This is a genomic window from Thermicanus aegyptius DSM 12793 (assembly GCF_000510645.1).
Classification (GTDB): domain Bacteria; phylum Bacillota; class Bacilli; order Thermicanales; family Thermicanaceae; genus Thermicanus; species Thermicanus aegyptius.
In genome coordinates this window covers 1,346,305-1,365,825 of record NZ_KI783301.1, presented here as the reverse complement: position 1 = coordinate 1,365,825, position 19,521 = coordinate 1,346,305, and the positions used below count along the sequence as shown (strand labels likewise).

Annotated in this window: 22 protein-coding genes; 2 read left to right on the top strand and 20 right to left on the bottom strand. The window is 48.2% G+C overall.

Features of this window, described 5'->3' with window-relative positions:
• Nucleotides 1–43: 43 nt before the first annotated feature.
• From ahrC to rarD, 14 genes are all read right to left on the bottom strand, one after another.
• Nucleotides 44–493: a transcriptional regulator AhrC/ArgR gene (gene ahrC, locus THEAE_RS0107370; protein ID WP_005584352.1), complete on the bottom strand. Its 450-nt coding sequence runs from the start codon at nucleotides 491–493 to the stop codon at nucleotides 44–46.
• A gap of 44 nt (nucleotides 494–537) precedes the next feature.
• Complete coding sequence (locus THEAE_RS21945) at nucleotides 538–1,050, bottom strand: hypothetical protein (protein ID WP_052329836.1); 513 nt, start codon at nucleotides 1,048–1,050, stop codon at nucleotides 538–540.
• A 165-nt stretch (nucleotides 1,051–1,215) separates the two neighbouring features.
• Nucleotides 1,216–2,037: a TlyA family RNA methyltransferase gene (locus tag THEAE_RS0107360; protein ID WP_028987018.1), complete on the bottom strand. Its 822-nt coding sequence runs from the start codon at nucleotides 2,035–2,037 to the stop codon at nucleotides 1,216–1,218.
• Nucleotides 2,019–3,926, bottom strand: coding sequence for a 1-deoxy-D-xylulose-5-phosphate synthase (gene dxs / locus THEAE_RS0107355; protein ID WP_005584349.1), 1,908 nt, complete (start codon nucleotides 3,924–3,926; stop codon nucleotides 2,019–2,021). Before dxs ends, THEAE_RS0107360 begins: the two co-directional genes overlap by 19 nt.
• 51 nt (nucleotides 3,927–3,977) lie before the next feature.
• Nucleotides 3,978–4,868 carry a polyprenyl synthetase family protein gene (locus THEAE_RS0107350; protein ID WP_028987017.1) on the bottom strand — a complete coding sequence of 297 codons (891 nt, stop codon included), beginning with the start codon at nucleotides 4,866–4,868 and terminating at the stop codon, nucleotides 3,978–3,980.
• Entirely contained in the window at nucleotides 4,865–5,128 is a 264-nt protein-coding gene (locus THEAE_RS0107345; protein ID WP_028987016.1) for an exodeoxyribonuclease VII small subunit, read from the bottom strand. Before THEAE_RS0107345 ends, THEAE_RS0107350 begins: the two co-directional genes overlap by 4 nt.
• Nucleotides 5,112–6,491, bottom strand: a complete 1,380-nt coding sequence (xseA, locus tag THEAE_RS0107340) for an exodeoxyribonuclease VII large subunit (RefSeq protein ID WP_084213472.1) — start codon at nucleotides 6,489–6,491, stop codon at nucleotides 5,112–5,114. Before xseA ends, THEAE_RS0107345 begins: the two co-directional genes overlap by 17 nt.
• Nucleotides 6,488–7,366: a bifunctional methylenetetrahydrofolate dehydrogenase/methenyltetrahydrofolate cyclohydrolase FolD gene (gene folD / locus THEAE_RS0107335; RefSeq protein WP_028987014.1), complete on the bottom strand. Its 879-nt coding sequence runs from the start codon at nucleotides 7,364–7,366 to the stop codon at nucleotides 6,488–6,490. Before folD ends, xseA begins: the two co-directional genes overlap by 4 nt.
• Nucleotides 7,367–7,449: 83 nt before the next feature.
• Entirely contained in the window at nucleotides 7,450–8,415 is a 966-nt protein-coding gene (locus tag THEAE_RS0107330) for a Kae1-like domain-containing protein (protein ID WP_028987013.1), read from the bottom strand.
• The gene (gene nusB, locus THEAE_RS0107325) at nucleotides 8,412–8,795 is read right to left on the bottom strand and encodes a transcription antitermination factor NusB (RefSeq protein ID WP_005584343.1); all 384 of its coding nucleotides are present in this window, start codon (nucleotides 8,793–8,795) and stop codon (nucleotides 8,412–8,414) included. Before nusB ends, THEAE_RS0107330 begins: the two co-directional genes overlap by 4 nt.
• Before the next feature lie 30 nt (nucleotides 8,796–8,825).
• Entirely contained in the window at nucleotides 8,826–9,050 is a 225-nt protein-coding gene (locus THEAE_RS0107320) for a DUF2273 domain-containing protein (RefSeq protein ID WP_005584342.1), read from the bottom strand.
• A 10-nt stretch (nucleotides 9,051–9,060) separates the two neighbouring features.
• Nucleotides 9,061–9,603: an alkaline shock response membrane anchor protein AmaP gene (amaP, locus tag THEAE_RS0107315; RefSeq protein WP_169729969.1), complete on the bottom strand. Its 543-nt coding sequence runs from the start codon at nucleotides 9,601–9,603 to the stop codon at nucleotides 9,061–9,063.
• Between the two features lie 47 nt (nucleotides 9,604–9,650).
• Entirely contained in the window at nucleotides 9,651–10,076 is a 426-nt protein-coding gene (locus tag THEAE_RS0107310; RefSeq protein ID WP_005584340.1) for an Asp23/Gls24 family envelope stress response protein, read from the bottom strand.
• A gap of 96 nt (nucleotides 10,077–10,172) precedes the next feature.
• On the bottom strand, nucleotides 10,173–11,120 hold the full coding sequence (gene rarD, locus THEAE_RS0107305) for an EamA family transporter RarD (protein ID WP_052329835.1): 948 nt from the start codon (nucleotides 11,118–11,120) through the stop codon (nucleotides 10,173–10,175).
• A gap of 227 nt (nucleotides 11,121–11,347) precedes the next feature.
• Here rarD and THEAE_RS0107300 point away from each other — a divergent pair, with 227 nt between their 5' ends.
• Entirely contained in the window at nucleotides 11,348–12,790 is a 1,443-nt protein-coding gene (locus tag THEAE_RS0107300) for an amidase family protein (RefSeq protein WP_028987009.1), read from the top strand.
• Nucleotides 12,791–12,903: 113 nt separating this feature from the next.
• A complete protein-coding gene (locus THEAE_RS0107295; RefSeq protein ID WP_005584336.1) occupies nucleotides 12,904–13,602 on the top strand; it encodes an aspartate/glutamate racemase family protein in 699 nt (232 codons plus the stop codon).
• Here the strand turns inward: THEAE_RS0107295 and mobA are convergent.
• The 6 genes from mobA to spoIIIAG all read right to left on the bottom strand — a co-directional run bounded on the left by mobA (nucleotide 13,589) and on the right by spoIIIAG (nucleotide 19,517).
• Entirely contained in the window at nucleotides 13,589–14,188 is a 600-nt protein-coding gene (mobA, locus tag THEAE_RS0107290; RefSeq protein ID WP_028987008.1) for a molybdenum cofactor guanylyltransferase, read from the bottom strand. The two genes, THEAE_RS0107295 and mobA, sit on opposite strands and share 14 nt — an antisense overlap.
• Nucleotides 14,189–14,225: 37 nt before the next feature.
• Nucleotides 14,226–15,575 carry an acetyl-CoA carboxylase biotin carboxylase subunit gene (gene accC / locus THEAE_RS0107285; protein ID WP_028987007.1) on the bottom strand — a complete coding sequence of 450 codons (1,350 nt, stop codon included), beginning with the start codon at nucleotides 15,573–15,575 and terminating at the stop codon, nucleotides 14,226–14,228.
• Between the two features lie 12 nt (nucleotides 15,576–15,587).
• Nucleotides 15,588–16,106, bottom strand: a complete 519-nt coding sequence (gene accB, locus THEAE_RS0107280; protein ID WP_005584331.1) for an acetyl-CoA carboxylase biotin carboxyl carrier protein — start codon at nucleotides 16,104–16,106, stop codon at nucleotides 15,588–15,590.
• A gap of 295 nt (nucleotides 16,107–16,401) precedes the next feature.
• A complete protein-coding gene (locus THEAE_RS0107270; protein WP_028987005.1) occupies nucleotides 16,402–17,679 on the bottom strand; it encodes an MFS transporter in 1,278 nt (425 codons plus the stop codon).
• A gap of 620 nt (nucleotides 17,680–18,299) precedes the next feature.
• Entirely contained in the window at nucleotides 18,300–18,914 is a 615-nt protein-coding gene (locus THEAE_RS0107260) for a SpoIIIAH-like family protein (protein ID WP_028987004.1), read from the bottom strand.
• Between the two features lie 21 nt (nucleotides 18,915–18,935).
• The gene (spoIIIAG, locus tag THEAE_RS20310; protein ID WP_005584328.1) at nucleotides 18,936–19,517 is read right to left on the bottom strand and encodes a stage III sporulation protein AG; all 582 of its coding nucleotides are present in this window, start codon (nucleotides 19,515–19,517) and stop codon (nucleotides 18,936–18,938) included.
• Nucleotides 19,518–19,521: the final 4 nt, after the last annotated feature.

The following is a 19,521-nucleotide window of genomic DNA, read 5'->3' as shown; positions in this document are numbered from 1 at the left end:
TCTCCCCCTCCATCCTCTCTTTTACCCGCACAAGGGAGACGAGCTAAACCAATCCCCGGAGGCGTTTAACCACTTCTTCAGCTTGAACTTTGCTTCTGCATATGATGAGGCACGTATCATCTCCGCAGATCGTCCCCATGATTTCCGGCCAATCTAGATCGTCCAGCAGAGCCCCGAAGGCGTTTGCATTCCCCGGCAACGTCTTCATCACAATTAAATTCTCCGTATAGTCGATGCTTTGAAAACTCTCCACCATCAATCGCCGAATCTTATGTAAAGGATTTATCGAGGTTTCCATCGGTAATGAATACCTATATTTCCCATTCGGAATAGGTACCTTAATCAGATGGAGTTCCTTAATATCCCGGGAAACCGTCGCTTGTGTCACGGAAAATCCTTCTGCGTTTAACAGATCTACCAGTTCATCTTGAGTTTCCACGATTTGCGAGGATACGATTTCTTTGATCCGCATATGCCTTGCGCTTTTTTTCAAGCAGGGTCCTCCTTTCCACTTTTCCTATCACTATCATTAAATCGTTATTTAAACAGGAATGCAAGGGCAAGCCCGGCAAGAAAGAATAGCAAATAAGGGATAAGGCGCAGCGGTTGAGGAAGAAGAGAGCGATCCATTTCAAAGATAAATCGATGAACCATCCTCTTTTCCGGCTCCACATAAAGGATTCCGTCCCATTTTCCCAACAGAGCATACGGTAAAAGAGCATCCCGTATTCCGCTGCCGGTCAATAAAAGAGGCTTTTGTTTTCTCCCTACTTTAACGATATACCATTTTCCTCCCTTTTTCGCCACCCCGTCGATGAAATAACGAGTCGGATATGTTTCCTCTTTGTAATGAATTTGGATGGGAAGCCGGATATGCCTTCGTATAAGGACGTATCCCTGTTGATGTAATAAGTCTTTAAGGGGATCCTCTTTTTCTCCATTCCCCCAATCGATCCGAAACGGGAGATGTTTCCAAAAAATTCGGAGGATAAGGAGTAAGACAAAGAACAGGAGCAACCAAAAAACGAGGGAATCGTAGGTATAAAGCATCGCCTGTCCCCTTTCTTAAAGCTTTATGTTCCATATTCGCTCAAAAAGGGGATTTTCCTGTTCCCTCGTGAGAAGATTGCAAAATGAAAATCGATTGCCAATGTTTGAATACCCTAAGGAGGGGAATATTTTCAAACGGAAAAAGAACCTATGGAAAAATCCCCTTTAAGGGGATAAGTGACCATCCAGCTCCTGATGTGCTTTCCTTACCGCTTCCTCCAGGGAAATATTTCCCTTTTGTCCTTCCCCTGCGTTAAACTGAAGATAAAGGAGAAATTCTATATTCCCCTCTCCCCCTTTAATCGGAGAATGGGTTATTTGGATTGGAGTATATCCTAACTCTTCACTTTTTGCCACGACTTTTTTTAATACATCAAGGTGGATCCTGGGATCCCGTATAACCCCTTTTTTCCCCACGTTTTCCCTGCCCGCCTCAAATTGTGGTTTAACGAGGGCAACCACTTCTCCCCCATTCGGAAAAAAATACGTGAGATTGGAGAGAATGAGGGTTAATGAAATGAAGGATACATCAATGACCGCAACGTGGGGGGAGGGGCCTTGCAGTTGACCAGGTTTCAAATGGCGAAAGTTCACCCTCTCCATCACAATAACCCTTTTATCATTTCTCAGTTTCCAAGCAAGTTGCCCGTAACCTACATCAATGGCGTAAACGATTTTTGCCCCATGTTGTAATGCGCAGTCGGTAAATCCTCCCGTAGAGGCCCCTATATCTAAAACGACCTTATCTTTTAGATCGAGGCGAAAAACTTCAATCGCCTTTTCCAATTTAAGTCCGCCCCTACTTACGTAGGGATGGGGAGGGGATTTGACCAGAATCTCGGCATCCCTCTCGATCTTTGTGCCGGGTTTATCTTCGATCTTATCTCCTACTTGAATCAGGCCTGAGAGAATGGCATCTTTCGCCTGCTCCCGGCTCGGAAAAAACCCCTTTTCTACAAGGAGGAGGTCTAGACGCTCCTTTCCCATGAGATCCTCCTATATTTCCTCTTTACCCCTAATATCTCCCGCATTCGTTCCATTACTCCCTGAACATTTAAATTTAATTCCTCCAGCAGTTGATTCACGCTCCCATGTCCGATAAAGCGGTCCGGTATCCCCATATTTACCACATGGGGGGCGAGGGCATGATCCACATAATATTCCAGCACCGCGCTTCCGAAACCGCCATACCTGCAGGATTCCTCGAGGGTAAGAATTGGAAGATGTTCCTGAGCCATGGAAAAAAGCATCTCCTCATCAAGGGGCTTGATAAAACGGGCATTCACCACGCGGATTCCGATTCCTTCTTTCTCAAAACGAGCGGAAACTTCTTTGGCCACATGAACCATGGGGCCTACCGCCAAGATGACGCCATCTGCTCCGGGATTAAGAATTTCCCATTTACCGATCGGGATTTCATGAAAATCTTTATCTAGAGGGACGCCGATTCCGTTTCCCCGGGGATAACGGAATGCGATCGGCCCTTTCTCATAGTGGAGTGCGGTGTAGATCATATGCTGCAGTTCATTCTCATCCTTAGGCATCATCAGGATAAGGTTGGGAACCACTCTCAGAAAGGGAATGTCGAAAACACCCTGGTGGGTTTCTCCATCGGCTCCCACAAGGCCCGCCCGGTCTATGGCGATAACGACGTTTAAATTTTGTTTGCATACGTCATGGATCACCTGATCATATGCCCGCTGCAGGAAAGTGGAGTAGATGGAAAGCACAGGCTTCATCCCGCTTACCGCTAATCCTGCCGATAAGGTTGTAGCATGCTGTTCGGCAATCCCCACGTCAAAAAGGCGGTCCGGAAAGCGCTCCGCGAAGGGTTTAAGTCCTGAACCGCTCATCATGGCCGGCGTGATGGCGATGATCCGTCGATCTTTTTCGGCCAGTCGGATTAATGTTTTGGCAAAAATAGAAGAGTAACTGGGAGGTCCAGGTTGTTTAATAACCTCACCTGACTCAACCTTATATGGTCCTAACCCGTGCCAAGTATCCGAATCTGCTTCCGCCGCGACGTATCCTTTTCCTTTTTTTGTAATAACATGGAGGAGAACCGGACCGTTTAACTTTTTCGCCTGTTTTATGGAAATCTCCAAATCATCAAAGTCGTGTCCATTCACCGGCCCCAAATAGGTAAATCCCAGTTCTTCGAAGAGAACTCCCGGGACGAGCAGGTGCTTAAGGCTATCCTTCATCCGCTCTGCGGTTCGTAACAAGCCTTCCCCGATGGCTGGAATCCGCTTTAATAAATTCTCCATTTCATCCTTTGCCTTTTGGTATTTCGCTGCGGTTCGGATTCTTCCAAGATATTGGTGAATGGCTCCTACGTTTTGTGAAATCGACATCTCATTATCGTTCAGGATCACGATTAAACGTCTTTGTTCATGCCCGATGTGATTTAACGCTTCGAGTGCCATTCCTCCGGTCATGGCACCATCCCCGATCACGGCGATGATATGATGGTCTTTCCCCTGTAGATCTCTGGCGATCGCCATTCCCATGGCAGCGGAGAGGGAGGTGCTGCTATGGCCCGTTTCCCAGACATCATGCTCCGACTCTTCCCTGCGGGGAAAGCCGGACAATCCTTTATACTGGCGTAACGTATCAAACTTCTCTTTTCTTCCGGTGATGATCTTGTGAATATAGGATTGGTGGCCGACATCCCATAAAATTTTATCTTTCGGGCTATCAAACAGACGATGAAGCATCAGGGTAAGCTCAACCACACCTAAGTTGGGAGAAAGATGCCCGCCGGTAATCGATAGTTTCTCAATGAGAAATTGGCGGATCTCCTTGGCAAGCAGGGGAAGATCCTCCTTGGATAAACGTTTCACATCTTGCGGGGAATGAATATGCTCTAAAATCATCGGCCGTCAACCCTTCTTTTGGTCCTTTATCCTCAGGATGATATAGAGGACTTATTTATCGCGATGGACGATGTAATCGGCTAGAAGATGGAGATGCTCCCTTTCGATCCCGTCGATCTGAATCGCCTTTTTCGCTTCATCCACCAATCGGTTCATATAGGCGATGGATTCTTCCATCCCAAGCAGCGCAGGATACGTGGACTTTCCTAATTGGGCATCGCTGCCAACTCGTTTCCCAAGTTTTTGTTCATCTCCAATTATATTCAGAATATCATCTTGAATCTGAAATGCCAATCCCAACTTGCGGGCATAGGTTGAAAAGGCTTCCTTCTGTTTCGTCGTAGCGCCTCCTAGGATAGCTCCGGCCATAGCGGAAAAATGAATCATATCCCCTGTTTTATGCGTATGGATTTTTTCCAGTTCGGAAAGAGGAAGTTGTTTATTCTCTGCTTCCAGATCCAACGCTTGTCCTCCCACCATGCCGGTCGGGCCTGCCGCTTCCGCAAGTTTCCTGATGAGGAGGAGGGATGTGGCATGAGATAATTCCGGATGAAAATCGGGAAGAACGCTTAAGAGATAAAAGGCCCACGTAAGTAAAGCATCGCCCGCCAGAATCGCCATCCCTTCTCCAAAAACTTTATGATTGGTTAATTTTCCCCTGCGATAATCATCATTATCCATTCCCGGGAGATCATCATGAATTAAAGAGTAGGTATGAATCATCTCAATCGCTACCGCAGTTTCAAGACCCAATTCCCGAGATTTACCGATCGATTCCAATACGGAGAAGAGAAGAATGGGACGGAACCTCTTCCCGCCTGCCCTCAAAGAATAATCCATCGATTGCAAAAGGCGTTCCGGAATATCTCTCGGAAGAAAACGGGGAAGCTGTTCCGTAAACCATGAGGCTTGTTCTTCCAAATATTCCTGAAGTGGGTTCACCCCTCTCCCTCCTCAACGGAAAATTCTTTTAGGATTATATTTCCATTCTCCTCCGTTAAAAGTCGTATCTTTTCCTCCACTTGTTTCAGTTTTTGATCACAATGTCTGGAAAGCAAGATCCCTTCCTGATAAAGGTTGATCGCATCTTCCAAAGAAACTTCTCCTTTTTCCAACTCCTCTACGATCCTTTCCAATCGCTCCATTGCCTCTTCAAAGGGATATTGAGAGATCTGTTGGGCCAACTCATTCTTTTCCGCCATGGTTCTCCTCCTTCTCTTCGACGCTCCAAACCGTCGTGGTGGCGACTCCATCTACAAAGTGAAGATATAACATTTCTCCAGGGGAGACCCCTTTTATGCTTTGAATCACCTTTTTTTCCTGACTGTACGCGACGGTATAGCCCCGTTTCAATATGGATAACGGATTTAATCCTTCCAAACGGGAGATCTGATATAGAAGCTCTTTCTTCTTTCCTTCAAGCTCTCTCTTTATCCCTTTCGTGAGCCTTCCTTCCAACTCTTTTACCCTGTTTTTCCCCGTCTCGATGCGCAATAAACTGGCGAGATGCAGAAAACGATTTTTTAAATAACCAAATTCCCTTTTCCGATCTTGGATGAGCCTCTCCTTATTTCGTTCCAACCTCTCCATCGCCTTGTCCAGCCGCTGGTTCTGTTCTTCAACCAATGAAAGCGGTCGCCTTAAGACGGAGGATTTTTGCAGAGCGGACAAATCTTTTCTTTTTCTCGCGATGCTTTCAAGAAGCGCTCTTTTTCCTCTTCGATTTAGAAGATTCAATTTTTCTCTTAACTGTTCAATATGGGGAACTGCCAATTCCGCTGCAGCCGTGGGGGTTGGAGCCCTGAGATCGGCGACAAAATCGGCGATGGTTGTATCGGTTTCATGTCCAACGGCGGAGATGATAGGAATGGTAGAATGATAGATGGCCTCTGCCACCCGTTCTTCATTAAAAGCCCATAACTCCTCGATGGAACCGCCTCCCCTCCCTGTGATGATCAGGTCGATTCCACCGTAACGGTTTACCAAATCGATCCCCTTTGCAATGGAAAGGGGAGCTTCTTCCCCCTGGACGAGAACAGGAACCACAATGATCTGAACCAGGGGGTATCGCCTGCGCAAAGTAGTAATCATATCCCGAATCGCCGCACCGGTGGGGGAAGTGACTAATGCAATCCTCTTCGGGAATTGGGGGAGCGGCTTTTTCCTTTCGGCCTTGAAATACCCCTTTTCCTCCAATTTTTTCTTCAGTTCCTCATAAGCCAAATAGAGATTGCCGATCCCGTCAGGCTGCATTTCCTTTACATAGAGTTGATATTGCCCATCCCGCTCGTAAATGGAGATGCTCCCCCGGGCAATTACTTTCTGTCCGTCATAAGGCGTAAAGCGCAAGAAACGATTGTGTCCTTGAAACATAACCGCTTGAATCTTCGACTCGGCATCTTTCAAGGTAAAATACATATGCCCCCGGGTATGGTGTTTAAAATTGGAGATCTCCCCCCGAAGCCACACCTCACGCAATCTATCGTTTTCTTCAAGGTATCCCTTTAAATAAGAGGTGAGCTCCGTTACGGTCCATATCGTAAGCGCTGTCCCATTCATCTTCATCCATCGATCCGTCCTGCAAGTTCAACATGGTGATTCCAAAGGGAAGCTTGCAGGGTATTTTGAAGGAGCATGGTAATGGTCATTGGTCCCACACCGCCCGGCACCGGCGTGATACATCCGGCTACCTCGCAAACCGCCTCAAAGTCTACGTCGCCCACCAATTTACCGTTCTCATCCCGATTAATGCCTACATCGATGACAATCGCTCCCGGTTTAATATAATCGGATGTGATTTTTTTTGCCTGACCCATCGCTGCCACTAAAATATCCGCCTCCCTTGCGATTTGTTTGAGACCGACGGTACGAGAGTGGGCCATCGTGACGGTGGCATGCTGATGAAGGAGAAGGAGGGAGACCGGTTTGCCCACGATGTTGCTGCGGCCGATGACAACGGCATGTTTTCCTGCAATGGACTGCCCCGTTTCTTTGAGAAGATCGATAATTCCAAGGGGTGTACAGGGAAAAAGTCCCTTTTCATTCAGGAGAAGTTTTCCCTGATTCACCGGGGTAAAGCCATCCACATCCTTTTCCACGGCAATCCGGTTAATCACCACCTGCTCCCTAATATGAGAAGGGAGGGGAAGCTGAACGAGAATGCCGTCAATCTCCTCCCTTCGGTTCAACTCTTCGATGACCTGTAAAAGCTCCTCCTCGGTGATCGTTTCGGGAAGGCGAATGACCTCGGAATAGATCCCCACTTCATGACATGCTTTTTCTTTCGATCGGACATAGGTGACAGAAGCAAGATTCTCCCCTACCAAGACCACCGCTAGGCCTGGCGTGATTCCCATTTCCTTTAATCGCCCTACCTGCGTTTTGATTTCACTTCTTCTTTTTTTTGCCAATTCCTTCCCGTTAAGAAGCATTGCCGTCATCTTACTCCCCCGATTCTTTCATGACTAAATGACAGAAGATTGTACACAACCTTGTTGTTGCCCACAAAATCAATTCTATAGGTTCAGTTTAGACTCTTCGTCTGTTGATGTAAAGAGCGGGTAAGCCTGGCGATCCCATACGCATTGTCCCCGGCGAAGCGAGGATCTGCAAAATAAAGTCTCGCCCCAACCGCCCGGTGTTCAAGTCGTTTCTTCAACCGTTCCCGAATGATCCGGTTGGCCGCCACTCCCCCGACAATCAGGATCTCCCGCAGCCCGGTCTCTTCTACGGCTTGGCGCAGCACCTTTTCCAATGAGTTGGCCACCACCTGAAGAGCAGCGAAGGCGATCTCCTCCCGAGGCAATTTTCCTTCCGCTACAAGCCGCAACAAAGCGGATTCAGCCCCGGAAAAACTAAAGGAATATCCCTTCGTATACGATGGAAGACGAACCTCCCCTTTTGCCTTGCCTGCCATCTCTTCTAAGAAAGGACCCGACGGAAAAGGTAAACCCATTTCCACCCCGATACGGTCGATCAATTGACCTGCATGGAGATCCAGCGTTCCTCCCATTTTCTCAATGGTATATCCCGATGAACCCCTCTCTACACGAAGAAGTTCGCTCGTTCCTCCGGATAGGTGAACGGCTAAAAACCGATGAACAGGCAAGGGAACAGGCAGGCTGTATTCCCCTGCAGCCAAATGACCTTCCTGGTGGGAGAATTCATAAAACGGGATCTGCAGGAGGGAGGAAAGAAAACGCCCCAATGCTTCCCCCGCCCGAAAGACCGGCATATAGGAATCGATGAAAGGACGCGGACGGGTGCTGGCACCCACAGCCAAATAGGTGTATTTTTCCGTTACGCGGCTCATCAGTTCGGGGAGAAATTTCAAATGAATAAATAAGGCCTCCGATTGGCGCAATCCCCTCTCCCCTGCAGGGACAGGAAGAAGCTCCCTCGCCTCAAACAAGATCTCTCCGCCTGGACCCACCATGCATACCGACGTTCTATAATTGCTGGTATCGATTCCAAGATAAGCCTCTTTCATTTCTTTTCCTTCATGAGCTGAGAGAGGATTCCGTTAATAAACGGCCGGGATCGATCATCGCTGTATTTCTTCGTCAATTCCACCGCCTCGTCGATGGCTACCGCATCCGGGACCTCTTCTTCAAATAAAATTTCATACGTACCTATCCTAAGGATCGCCCGATCCAGGTAGGTTAACCGTTCCAGCTTCCATCCCTTAAGGAGAGGACGTATGCGCTCATCCAGTTCCTCCCTCCGTTCCGTGATTTTTGTAAGAAGGCGGGTTACATAAGGATCACGTACTCCCAGATTTTCCATCGCCTCTTCGGCGCTTATTCCCCCTACTTCCATCTGATACAAACATTTTAACGCCGTCTCCCTTGCCGCCCTTCGTTGCAACATGATGTTCCCCTTTCTAAGAAAAAACCACCTTCAGCGGTGGTTCCGATTGAAAAAATCTTCCGGAATAAATTTCTTAAGGATCTCTTCAATGCTCTCATTCCGATCCAATTTAGAACCGATATAATACCCCAGCGCCAGGATCAGAAATACGACGATCATTTGAAAGAAACCAAAGAAGAGATAGACGAGACTGAAGAAAAGAGCAACGCCTACACCCACCACTTTTCCCTTATGTATTTTTACATATTCCCACATGGACACCCCTCTATTCCACTCTTCGGCTCTTTTGGTTTCCTGTGCTGACGATATCGCTTACGAGGACCGAAACATTTCGGATTGGGACTCCGGAGATTTCCTCTACCCTTTGTTTTACCTCGTTCTGAACCTGTTCGATCAATTGTGGGATGGGAACTTCCCCATCTACGACAACCTTTATGAAAAACTGATGACCCTCCACTTCCGAGGAACGAAGCCGAATCTGCCAATCCTTTACCCCGGCGATCCGCTGTAAAACCTTCGCTGCAATATTCTCAAGAGCGGTCACTGAAACCCGCGTTTCTCCCAACTCATTTTTTTGATTAATCGTGTCTGTCGTGCTTTTCCTTCCCCTCCGTTGTAGCAGAAAAAAAAGACTAAGGCCGGCGAGGAGAAGGAGAAAAACGATGTAGGCAATACGTACTTTCGTGGATTGGTAAAAATAATCGACGGCCGCATAAACCCCATCTTCAAAAAATCCGAAACCGAAAACAAGCAAAACAAGAGAAAGTATCAATATGATAAAACTGTAAAAACGAAGTAAAAAATCCATGGCGCTCATCCTTTCCTTCATCCGTCCGCTTTAGAAATATCTCTTTTTTAACGGACGCGCAGGTTTTTCTCTTGGCTTTTCTCTTCAGGGACAACAACTTCGGAGATGGGATGGAACCGAACATCGAGGACATGCACATTTACTTCTACGACATGAAGACCCGTCATATTCTCAATCGCCGTTCTCACATTATCTTGAATTTCTGCGGCGATCTTCGGAATCGAATAACCGTATTCTACCGTTACGGAAATATCCACAGCCACTTCTTTTTGCCCCACTTCAACTGCCACGCCTTTGGCCAAGTTCTTTTTGCGACCCAATCGTTCGGCCAAATCTCCGACCAAACCTCCACTTAAGGTATGAACGCCTTCCACTTCCGAAGCGGCGAGACCCGCGATGACGCTAATCACTTCCGGTGCGATCTGTATCTTTCCTAACGATGTCGTTTCCATTTTGGCGATCATTTCCTCCATGATTCTCATCCTCCTTTTCATTCGTCCACAGAACCGATTAGATCGATTATACCATGAAAAGATTTCCCAGTACAAACTCCTGCAGGGAGAAAGGATTTATCGGGTGGAGTTAAAGCTCTCTTCACTTCTCACCTTTCCGGGGATCCTCCGTTTAAAAAGAGGTAAACCCGAGAAGGAGTAAAGGAGGAGGGCGATCCAGATGAGGGTAAAACTAATGAAATGAGCCTGGGTGAAAGGTTCCTTATAAAGAAAGATGCCGAGAAGCAGGTTGATCGTGGGAGTTAAATACTGAATAAATCCCACGGTGGATAGGCGAACGCGGTTCGCCGCCTGGGCGAACCAGAGAAGCGGGGTTGCCGTCGCCACACCTGCCCCGAGAAGAAGAAGCAGGGTGGGGAGAGGAAATTGCAAGATCGGCCACCCATGAAGCTGTTCGCTAAACATCAGGTAAACGAAAGCAAAAGGCAGAACCACAAGGGTTTCCGCCGCAAGTCCGATCTCCGCATCCAGATGGGTCATTTTTTTTACGAGGCCGTAAAATCCAAAGGAGAAGGCAAGAAGGAGGGCGATCCAGGGAATCTGCCCAAACTCCATCCCCATGAGAAGAACACCAAGAGCGGCCAACCCCAGCGCGATCATCTGAAGCAGATTGAGCCTTTCCTTAAGAAACAGCATCCCTAAGGCGATGCTTACCAACGGATTGATATAGTACCCTAAACTGGCGTCGATCAGGTGATTCGCATTTACCGCCCAAATGTACACTCCCCAATTGGTCGTGATAAGCACCGCACCGGCAATCAGGGCAAGACGCTTTTTTCGTGCGGCAAAAACTTGAAAGATTCCTCCGATTCGCTTATGAAAAAAAAGGAGGATGACCACAAAGACAAAGGACCAGATGAAGCGGTGGGCCAATATTTCCAAAGGCGCAACCCGGGAGAGCGCCTTCCAGTAAACGGGGAGAATCCCCCATAAGGCAAAGGCGGAGACCGCATAGACGACCCCGATGAGATGGTTTCTCCGGAACTCTTTCTCTTTATCTTCCAAAACCCGACCCCTTCTCTCTTTAAAATTGCTCCCATTCTTTTATCTTGAAAGGTGGGATATCTACGACTTTCCATCAAAATCCTTATCCCTTATCTTACCTTGCTCTTCTACTAAACACAAGGAATGAGGAAGATACATGGTTTTGATTTTTTTCATTTGTTAAAAGAATGATTTATGTCATAATAAAAAGGATGGAGATAAATCAACCATGCTAGGAGGAAACCAATATGTCCGATTTGAGTGAACAAACGATCGGAGAGCTCCAATCTCTCATGGAAAAGGGAGAACTCTCTTCAATTGAATTGGTCGATTTTTATCTGGATCGGATTGCCCGCGTGGATAAAGAAGGACCGAAAATCAACAGCATCCTGGAGCTGAATCCCGATGTGAGGGAGATCGCCGAAGCGTTAGATGCGGAGCGGAATGAAAAGAAAAACAGAGGTCCTCTCCATGGCATTCCGATTATAGTAAAGGATAACATTGATACGGCGGATAAAATGCATACCAGCGCCGGTTCCCTTGCCCTCGAGAATCATTATGCCTCGGAAGATGCCTTTCTGGTTCAAAAGCTGCGGGCAGCCGGCGCCATCATTCTGGGCAAAGCGAATATGACGGAGTGGGCCAATTTCATGACGGAAAATATGCCGAACGGTTACAGTTCAAGAGGTGGGCAAGTCTTAAATCCGTACGGTCCCGGTCGTTTTGATGTAGGGGGATCGAGCTCCGGCTCGGCAGCGGCTGTCGCCGCCGGACTGGCTGCCGCCGCGGTGGGGACGGAAACCTCCGGATCGATCCTTAGCCCGGCAAGCGCCAACTCCCTCGTTGGGATTAAACCTACCGTGGGACAGATCAGCCGATCCGGGATCATTCCCATCTCCCACAGCCAGGATACGGCAGGTCCCATCGCCCGCTGTGTCGCCGATGCCGCCTTGCTCTTTTGGGCCATGGCAGGAAAAGATCCTAAAGATCCTGCAACCTTGCGGTCAAACCTCCATTTCCCGGCAAACGTTTCTCCCCCTTATCCATCCGGAGAGATTCGGGGCTTGCGGATCGGTGTGCCCAGGGAACCCTATTATGATTCATTGCATGTGGATCAGTTGAAAATCATGGAGGAAGCGATTCGAGCTTTGCGGGATTCAGGAGTGGAGGTGATTGATCCCGTCCTTCTGCCCTCCAAGGAAGGGGGAGAGGATTATACCGTCCTTCTCTATGAGTTTAAGCCGGATCTGAATGCTTACTTGGCCAAAGTAGAATCTCACCTTCCTGTTCACTCCTTAAAAGATTTGATACGTTTTAACAATGAGAGGCCGGAGAAAGCCCTTCGTTATGGTCAATCCCTCCTTTTAGCGGCAGAAGAGAAAAGCGGTAGTCTCACGGAAGGTGAATATTTACGCAGCCGACTCAACGACCTGAGAAGGTCTCGCAAGGAGGGAATAGACCGGGCAATGCGTGAGCATAACTTAACCTCCCTCCTCTTCCCCGCCAATTATGGGGCAGGAATTGCCGCCAAAGCAGGGTATCCCTCCATCACCGTCCCGGGAGGCTACACCCAGGAAGGGGAACCCTTCGGAGTTACTTTTACCGCCCGGGCTTTTGAAGAGCCGGCATTGATTACCATCGCCTATGCCTTTGAAAATTATACCCGACATAGAAAGCCGCCAATGCTGTAATCCTTTCCCTTTTCTTCCCAATCACGTAGAAAAATGGCCCCTAAAGATCCATATGATCGATCTAAAGGAATCGAAGATTCACATGATTCATAGAGAGAGGAGAATAAGAACATATGAAAACGATCGGTCTGATCGGCGGTATGAGTTGGGAATCCACGATGGAATATTATCGTATCCTAAATCAAAAGGTAAAAGAAAAACTTGGCGGCTTCCATTCTGCGGAACTCGTCCTTTACTCGGTCGATTTTGAGGAAATTGAGCGCCTTCAACATGAAGGAGATTGGGAAAGTTTAACGAAACTCATGGTGGAAGCGGCAAAACGCGTGGAAAGGGGAGGGGCCGATTTCCTCCTCCTTTGCACCAACACGATGCATAAAATGGCGGATGAGATGGAAAAGGCGATTCAGATCCCATTCCTTCATATTGCCGATGCCACCGCTGGACGAATTAAAAATGCAGGACTAAAAAAAGTAGGGCTCTTGGGAACCCGTTTTACGATGGAGCAAGACTTCTATAAAGGGCGATTAATAAAGAAACATGGTCTGGAAGTGATTGTTCCTTATGATGAGGAACGGGAAATGATTCATCATGTGATCTACCATGAACTTTGTCTGGGAGAAATCTGCGATTCGTCCAAAGAGGCTTATCTGGCGACGATAAAGCGATTGGTCGAACAAGGAGCAGAAGGAATCATCCTCGGTTGTACGGAGATTGGGTTACTCATTAAGCAGGAAGACGTATCGGTGCCCATCTTTGACACTACGCTGATTCACGCAGAGGCTGCGGTGGAATATGCGCTCACGAGGGATTAAGAAGAGAAAGACGTTTCTTTGCCATCTCATATTCTGCGGGGGTATTCATATTAAAGAGAATCCAACGAAGATCCGGGAAAGAGGGTAAGTCCGTTTCGTCAACGAAACGGACATGAAGTGTAGAGAGAAAATCGGTCAACTTTAATTTCCCTTCCTGCAAGGCGCGATCAGCCTTCCCGATCAGAGAACGGCGGTAAACCGCAAAGAGGGGGTTCAACACCCCCCCGACGCGGGGTACAACCGCCTCATACCCTTCGGAAAGCTTGATGAGAAATGCGGCCAACTCGCCGGATACGAAAGGCATATCGCACGCGACCATAAGATTTGCCTCATGGGAAGAAGAAATTAAACCTGCATGAATCCCGGCCAAGGGTCCTTTCCCCGGATACCGATCAGAAAAGATGGGAAGGCCAAACTCTTTAAATTCTTCCGGTTCATTGGCGATGAGGAGCATCTCTTCAAAATAGGGATGAAGCTTTTGAATGATCCGCTCCATATTTTTCATCTCTCCCATGGGAAGGAGGGCTTTGTTCCTGCCCATCCGCTGCGATTTTCCCCCCGCCAAAAGGCACGCCGTTGCTTTCATTCTCCACAACTCCTGTCCCCGTTTCCGGGATCTCTCCTTAAAGAAACTTCTCCTTCTCCAAAAAACGGGTATCAAATTGGCCCGCTCGAAATTTCTCATGTTCTAAGAGGCGGAGGTGAAAAGGAATGGTGGTATGAACCCCTTTCCCGGAGATGATCATCTCCTGCAGGGCCCTTTTCATCCGTTCAATCGCCTCTTCTCTGGTTGGAGCCCAGACGATCAACTTAGCGATCATGGAGTCGTAATACGGCGGAATCCGATAGCCTGAATAGACGGCGCTATCCACCCGCACCCCAAAGCCTCCGGCAGGGAGATAATCTTCAATCTCCCCGGGAGTAGGTAAGAAGTTTCTTTCGGGATCCTCCGCATTAATACGGCATTCCATCGCCCATCCCCGGATCCTCACCTCTTCCTGTTTTACCGACAAGGGCTCCCCTGCCGCCACCCGGATCATTTCCTTGATGATATCAATGCCTGTCACCATCTCCGTCACAGGATGCTCTACCTGTACCCGCGTATTCATCTCCATAAAATAAAAATGTCCATGTTTATCTAAGAGAAATTCCACGGTTCCCGCTCCCACATAGTCAACCGCCTTTGCAGCTAGAACAGCGGCTTTTCCCATCTTCTCCCTCAATTCATCCGTTAGGGCAGGAGAAGGCGTCTCTTCCACCAATTTCTGATGGCGTCGCTGGATGGAACAATCTCTCTCTCCTAGATGAATCACATTTCCATGCCGATCCGCCATAATCTGAATCTCCACATGCCGGGGTTCCTCTACATATTTTTCCAGATAAACGCCGGGATTGCCAAAGGCGGTCTCCGCTTCCTTTTGGGCCATAGAGAGGGATTTCTCCAGTTCTTCCTTCGAATAGGCAACCCGCATTCCTTTGCCTCCGCCACCTGCAGTCGCTTTAATGATCACGGGATATCCGATTTCTTCGGCTATTTTAAAGGCTTCCTCGGCATCCTCCACCAACCCTTCCGTTCCCGGTACCGTCGGGACGCCGACCGCCCTCATGGTTTCCTTCGCCGTCGACTTATCTCCCATTTTTTCAATCGATTCTTTTTTGGGACCGATAAAGACGATCCCGCATTCCTCACACAATTCGGAGAAATGGGCATTCTCTGCCAAAAAACCATAACCTGGATGAATGGCGTCTACGCCCAAAATGGTAGCGAGACTCATGATGTTGGTCAGATTTAGGTAACTCTCTTTGGATGAAGCGGGACCGATGCAATAGGCCTCATCGGCGAGGCGAACATGGAGGGCATCTCGATCCGCTTCCGAATAGATGGCCACCGTCTGGATGCCCATCTCCCTCGCCGCGCGAATGATGCGGACGGCGATCTCTCCCCGATTGGCCACTAAGATCTTTTTAAACACATTATCCCTCCCCTATTCCGCCTTCACCAGAAATAAAGGCTGGCCATATTCAACCAGTTGTCCGTTTTCCACCAGGACTTTGACGATTTGTCCCCGGACATCCGCCTCAATCTCGTTAAAAAGTTTCATCGCCTCAATAATACAGACGATGGTATGCGGCTCCACATAATCCCCGACCGTCACATAGGGTTTCGCATCCGGGTTAGGGGCTGCATAAAAGGTTCCCACCATGGGAGAGGTGATCTTCTTGAAATTCTCTTCCGTCTCCGTTTCCAGAGGTTTCTCCTCTTTTTTTACGAGAGCCGGAGGGGGGGTGAAAGCGTTCTCTTCTTTAGGGAGTTGAGTGGAGGCAGCAGATTTTTCAGATAGAATGGGAAGTCCCGGCTGTACTCGTTCTTTCTCAACCACCGGAGAGATCTCCTTCTCTTTTTTGAGAAGGAGCCTGTCCCCTTCTAATTCCAGCTCCAAATGGGTAATTCCCGATTGATCCATTAAACGGATGATTTCTCTGATTTCATGGATCTTCAACATAGGCTTCAATCACTCCCGGCGTTATAGGTATTTTCATTATTATAACAGACTGGGACAAGAGTGAACAGGTGATTGACGCTTCACACCCGGAAAAACACCCTGGTCTGTGGGCACGAGATGGGAAAGGGGAACCATTCGCCACGGAAAAAAGCTCCGATGTTTCACGGAGCTTCACCATCGCATTGAAGTATATCCTCCAAATGCGAGCAAGCCGGCTGAATATGAATACCCAAAATCGATCGTTCTACCTCACGAAAGGACGCACCTAGCGAAACATGTTTACACAACCTTCCCGCTAGCTTTTTTCAAGACCGGACGGTTGGGCCGTCTGAACTTCCTTATCGCTTCGAATCGCGGGATTTAACACCATCAGGCCGACAATGATGAGTCCAAGAAGCGCCATCACGGCGAAAAAGCTGCGCAAGGGAATCCACGTGATGAGCGCCCCTGCGAGCAGCATCGACGTGGGGCGCGCCGCTTCCAAAAGAACCTTCATCATGCTTCCGGCACGCCCGAGCGTCTCTCGGGGTACCTTTAAAATAAAGAGTGTCTGCAAGGTAACGTTGGCCATCGGGCTGCCGAGTCCGGCCACAAAAACGAACATCGCCGCAAAATATAGCCCAAGATCCCAATAGAGTGCGCCGAGTCCGATCAGCATAAGCCCGATTCCGAACGCCAACGAAGCGACAGGCGGCCACGCGCTCAAAAAGTTGATCAACAACGCCCCGACCGCAATGCCGATAAAGAAACTGGTCTCGAGCACAGCCAATTCGGACGCATCCGTCACGATCAGCGGAAACAGGAGCGATGTGGGGGCAAGCATGAAATTAATGAGCACGATATATTGGACCAGGCTTCTAAGCAACGGATGGGAGGTAATCGTCCTGAGGCCTTCTTTGAAATCGGACATCATCCTATTCAGATTTAACGTTCCTTTCCCGGACCCATGCGAAAGCTGTTCGTTGCGGATCAATGAAATGAGGAGGCTTGAAATAAAGAAGCTCGCGGCGTTCACAATGAACGCATAAGATATCCCCATGTGGATCAACCAGGCTCCGATCGCCGGCGCGCTCAATCCGACCACGGTTTGCGCGATTTGCGACAGACTCTGCGCCTGTACCATGTGGTCTTCCGGAACAATGGTTCGCACCGATACCATGCGGGATGGAGCATAAAAAGCGGTACTCGACGACAATAGGACGGCTGCAATGATAAGTGTGTATGGCTCTAGCCAGTCAACCATCCACAGCAAAACGAGCAACGAAACAACGGCCCCCCGAAAAATGTCGTTCCAGATCATCATCTTTTTTTTGTTCCCCCGATCGACGATGATGCCTGCAAACAAGCCCACCAGAATGAGGGGAACGATTTCGGCCGCAAGCAGGATGGACATCAATAGCGCGCTTCCTGTCATGATCTTCATCATCCAAATAAGCGCGAGCGCATACACGCCGTCTCCAATCGCTGAAATCACTTGCGAGGACAAGAGCAGCCTGTAATTGCCGTGGGCAAGAAGACTCCGATAGGACGGTTTCTTTTGGGTTGCGGATAAAACTTCACTTTCCGGGCTCACTCCACATCATCTCCAATCCGTTATTTCAGTCGTGGCCCAGATTCCGGTCCCCGGAACAAAGAAAGGGCCATTGTGCACCACACGCACCGTGGGTCGTCCAAAACAAGCTTTTTCCCCTTCATATTCCTGTGGAGAAACCGGCATGCACCCGATGTACGCAACCCACACCTATGTAAATTGAAATGCGAGTAAAATATACAACAAAGATAATTACTTATATTTATTTAAAAAGGAAATTCTTGAGATCATTCTAACCAATCCAAATGGGGAAAGTCAATACTTTTTAATCTTTTCATGATGATAAAAATAAAAATGATTTTCGATCATTTTCGACAATAGCAACAGATGGCGATCAATTGAGGTGAGGTGGTCATCAAGAAGAAATAACTTTTTTGAGGGTAGCTCCCCCGTTCCTTGATTAAAAAAGAACAACTTTCGTTCCATTGATTTCTATAACGATATTCATTTTAACGAATTACCTCATCACCGAGGATAAGGCAACCAGGCTCATGTTCTTCCGTGACCAAAATGGAAAAATATGTACCTTCTTCACAAAAAAGACTGTAGATTCTAACCTACAGTCTTTGATCAGCTGCGGCGGTTACTTCATCCAACATGAACTATTGTCGCGAACTTACGATGACCGATGTCCCCGGTACGTTCATGTTTTTCGAGACGAGGTTTATGATGGTTACCACTTGATCCTCCTTCAGCTCTTTGGCTTGGACGATCACGTTTACCTTCTCCCGAGAAGCAATGACGACCGCATCGGGGAAACCTTCCGCCTTGATAAGGGATTCCACCGTCTGTTCGTTGCTTTCCATATTCTGCAGTTCATCCAATTTGGCCGATGCTTCCTTCACTTGTTCTTTATCCTGATTGGCCGATACAATATTGTAGTATTGCTCCATCATTTGTGCCCTCGCCTGATCCCGTTCTAAACGGAGAGAGGCGAAGAAATCCTCGGTGGAAGTAGAAGGGGCCGTCTCAATCTGAATGCCGGAGGTGGGATCGGGAGTTATCCCCATTCCCGATGGGTCATTCATTCCCGTTGCTCCTACCTCCTCATTGGGCTTTGTTCCCCCATCTCCATCCGTTTTCCCCTTCTCCGTCTGAGTATCGGGATTTGCAACATCAATCGGTTTTACCTCCCCATAGAAGAGATAATAAGCGGACAAGACAACCATCAACGTAAGCATCGTTAGTAGCCATACGGTCTGCTTTTTAAGTGACATGAAAATCCCTCCAACGTAAAATTAATTTCCTTTTTTCCGCGGAACAATCGAAATACGGTGGGGTGGAACATCTAAAGAGCGCTCAATCACATCAAAGATCCAAGCCTTCACCTGCATATTCTCCACACCGTTCGCCACAACTACAACCCCTCTGATTTTTGGTTTTACCGTTTTCACCACGATGGGCTGTTCTCCTCCTCCGCCCGTGACGGTGACGACTTGCGAATTTTGTGTCATATCTTCCACCGTGCGGGTTCCTCCCTGGGTATCCTTCTCTTCCGTTACCTGTTTTCCCGTCTGTAGATTGGTTTGGTAGACCTTCTCCTCCGTGGAATCGAGGTTCACCATGACCGTCACCTGGCCCACCCCGACGATTTGCTCCAGGATCTCCCGCAGAGAATTTTCGTAGAACTCTTCATAATCCTTCATCGTCCATTCTTTTACGGATTCCCCTTGTACAGCCTGGGCATCGGAAGCCACAGGAGGCGGGAGATTCTTTTCCTCCTGAACCTTGAAAAAGGAACCCATTAGGAACAGCCCTGCTGCCAGCCCAATGAGGATAATCATCCACTGCCACCGATCCATGGACCATTTGGAAGCCATTTAT

What these genes read in the sequence shown, in the direction of transcription:
- amaP (WP_169729969.1), bottom strand. Translation starts at nt 9,603, where the DNA reads ATGGATTTTTTACTTCGTTTTTACAGTTTTATCATATTGATACTTTCT.
- xseA (WP_084213472.1), bottom strand. Translation starts at nt 6,491, where the DNA reads ATGAAGATGAATGGGACAGCGCTTACGATATGGACCGTAACGGAGCTC.
- folD (WP_028987014.1), bottom strand. Translation starts at nt 7,366, where the DNA reads ATGACGGCAATGCTTCTTAACGGGAAGGAATTGGCAAAAAAAAGAAGA.
- THEAE_RS0107310 (WP_005584340.1), bottom strand. Translation starts at nt 10,076, where the DNA reads ATGGAGGAAATGATCGCCAAAATGGAAACGACATCGTTAGGAAAGATA.
- THEAE_RS0107360 (WP_028987018.1), bottom strand. Translation starts at nt 2,037, where the DNA reads ATGGGAAAGGAGCGTCTAGACCTCCTCCTTGTAGAAAAGGGGTTTTTT.
- THEAE_RS0107320 (WP_005584342.1), bottom strand. Translation starts at nt 9,050, where the DNA reads ATGTGGGAATATGTAAAAATACATAAGGGAAAAGTGGTGGGTGTAGGC.
- THEAE_RS0107260 (WP_028987004.1), bottom strand. Translation starts at nt 18,914, where the DNA reads ATGTCACTTAAAAAGCAGACCGTATGGCTACTAACGATGCTTACGTTG.
- spoIIIAG (WP_005584328.1), bottom strand. Translation starts at nt 19,517, where the DNA reads ATGGCTTCCAAATGGTCCATGGATCGGTGGCAGTGGATGATTATCCTC.
- THEAE_RS0107295 (WP_005584336.1), top strand. Translation starts at nt 12,904, where the DNA reads ATGAAAACGATCGGTCTGATCGGCGGTATGAGTTGGGAATCCACGATG.
- mobA (WP_028987008.1), bottom strand. Translation starts at nt 14,188, where the DNA reads ATGAAAGCAACGGCGTGCCTTTTGGCGGGGGGAAAATCGCAGCGGATG.
- accB (WP_005584331.1), bottom strand. Translation starts at nt 16,106, where the DNA reads ATGTTGAAGATCCATGAAATCAGAGAAATCATCCGTTTAATGGATCAA.
- THEAE_RS0107300 (WP_028987009.1), top strand. Translation starts at nt 11,348, where the DNA reads ATGTCCGATTTGAGTGAACAAACGATCGGAGAGCTCCAATCTCTCATG.
- THEAE_RS0107330 (WP_028987013.1), bottom strand. Translation starts at nt 8,415, where the DNA reads ATGAAAGAGGCTTATCTTGGAATCGATACCAGCAATTATAGAACGTCG.
- nusB (WP_005584343.1), bottom strand. Translation starts at nt 8,795, where the DNA reads ATGTTGCAACGAAGGGCGGCAAGGGAGACGGCGTTAAAATGTTTGTAT.
- THEAE_RS0107345 (WP_028987016.1), bottom strand. Translation starts at nt 5,128, where the DNA reads ATGGCGGAAAAGAATGAGTTGGCCCAACAGATCTCTCAATATCCCTTT.
- dxs (WP_005584349.1), bottom strand. Translation starts at nt 3,926, where the DNA reads ATGATTTTAGAGCATATTCATTCCCCGCAAGATGTGAAACGTTTATCC.
- THEAE_RS21945 (WP_052329836.1), bottom strand. Translation starts at nt 1,050, where the DNA reads ATGCTTTATACCTACGATTCCCTCGTTTTTTGGTTGCTCCTGTTCTTT.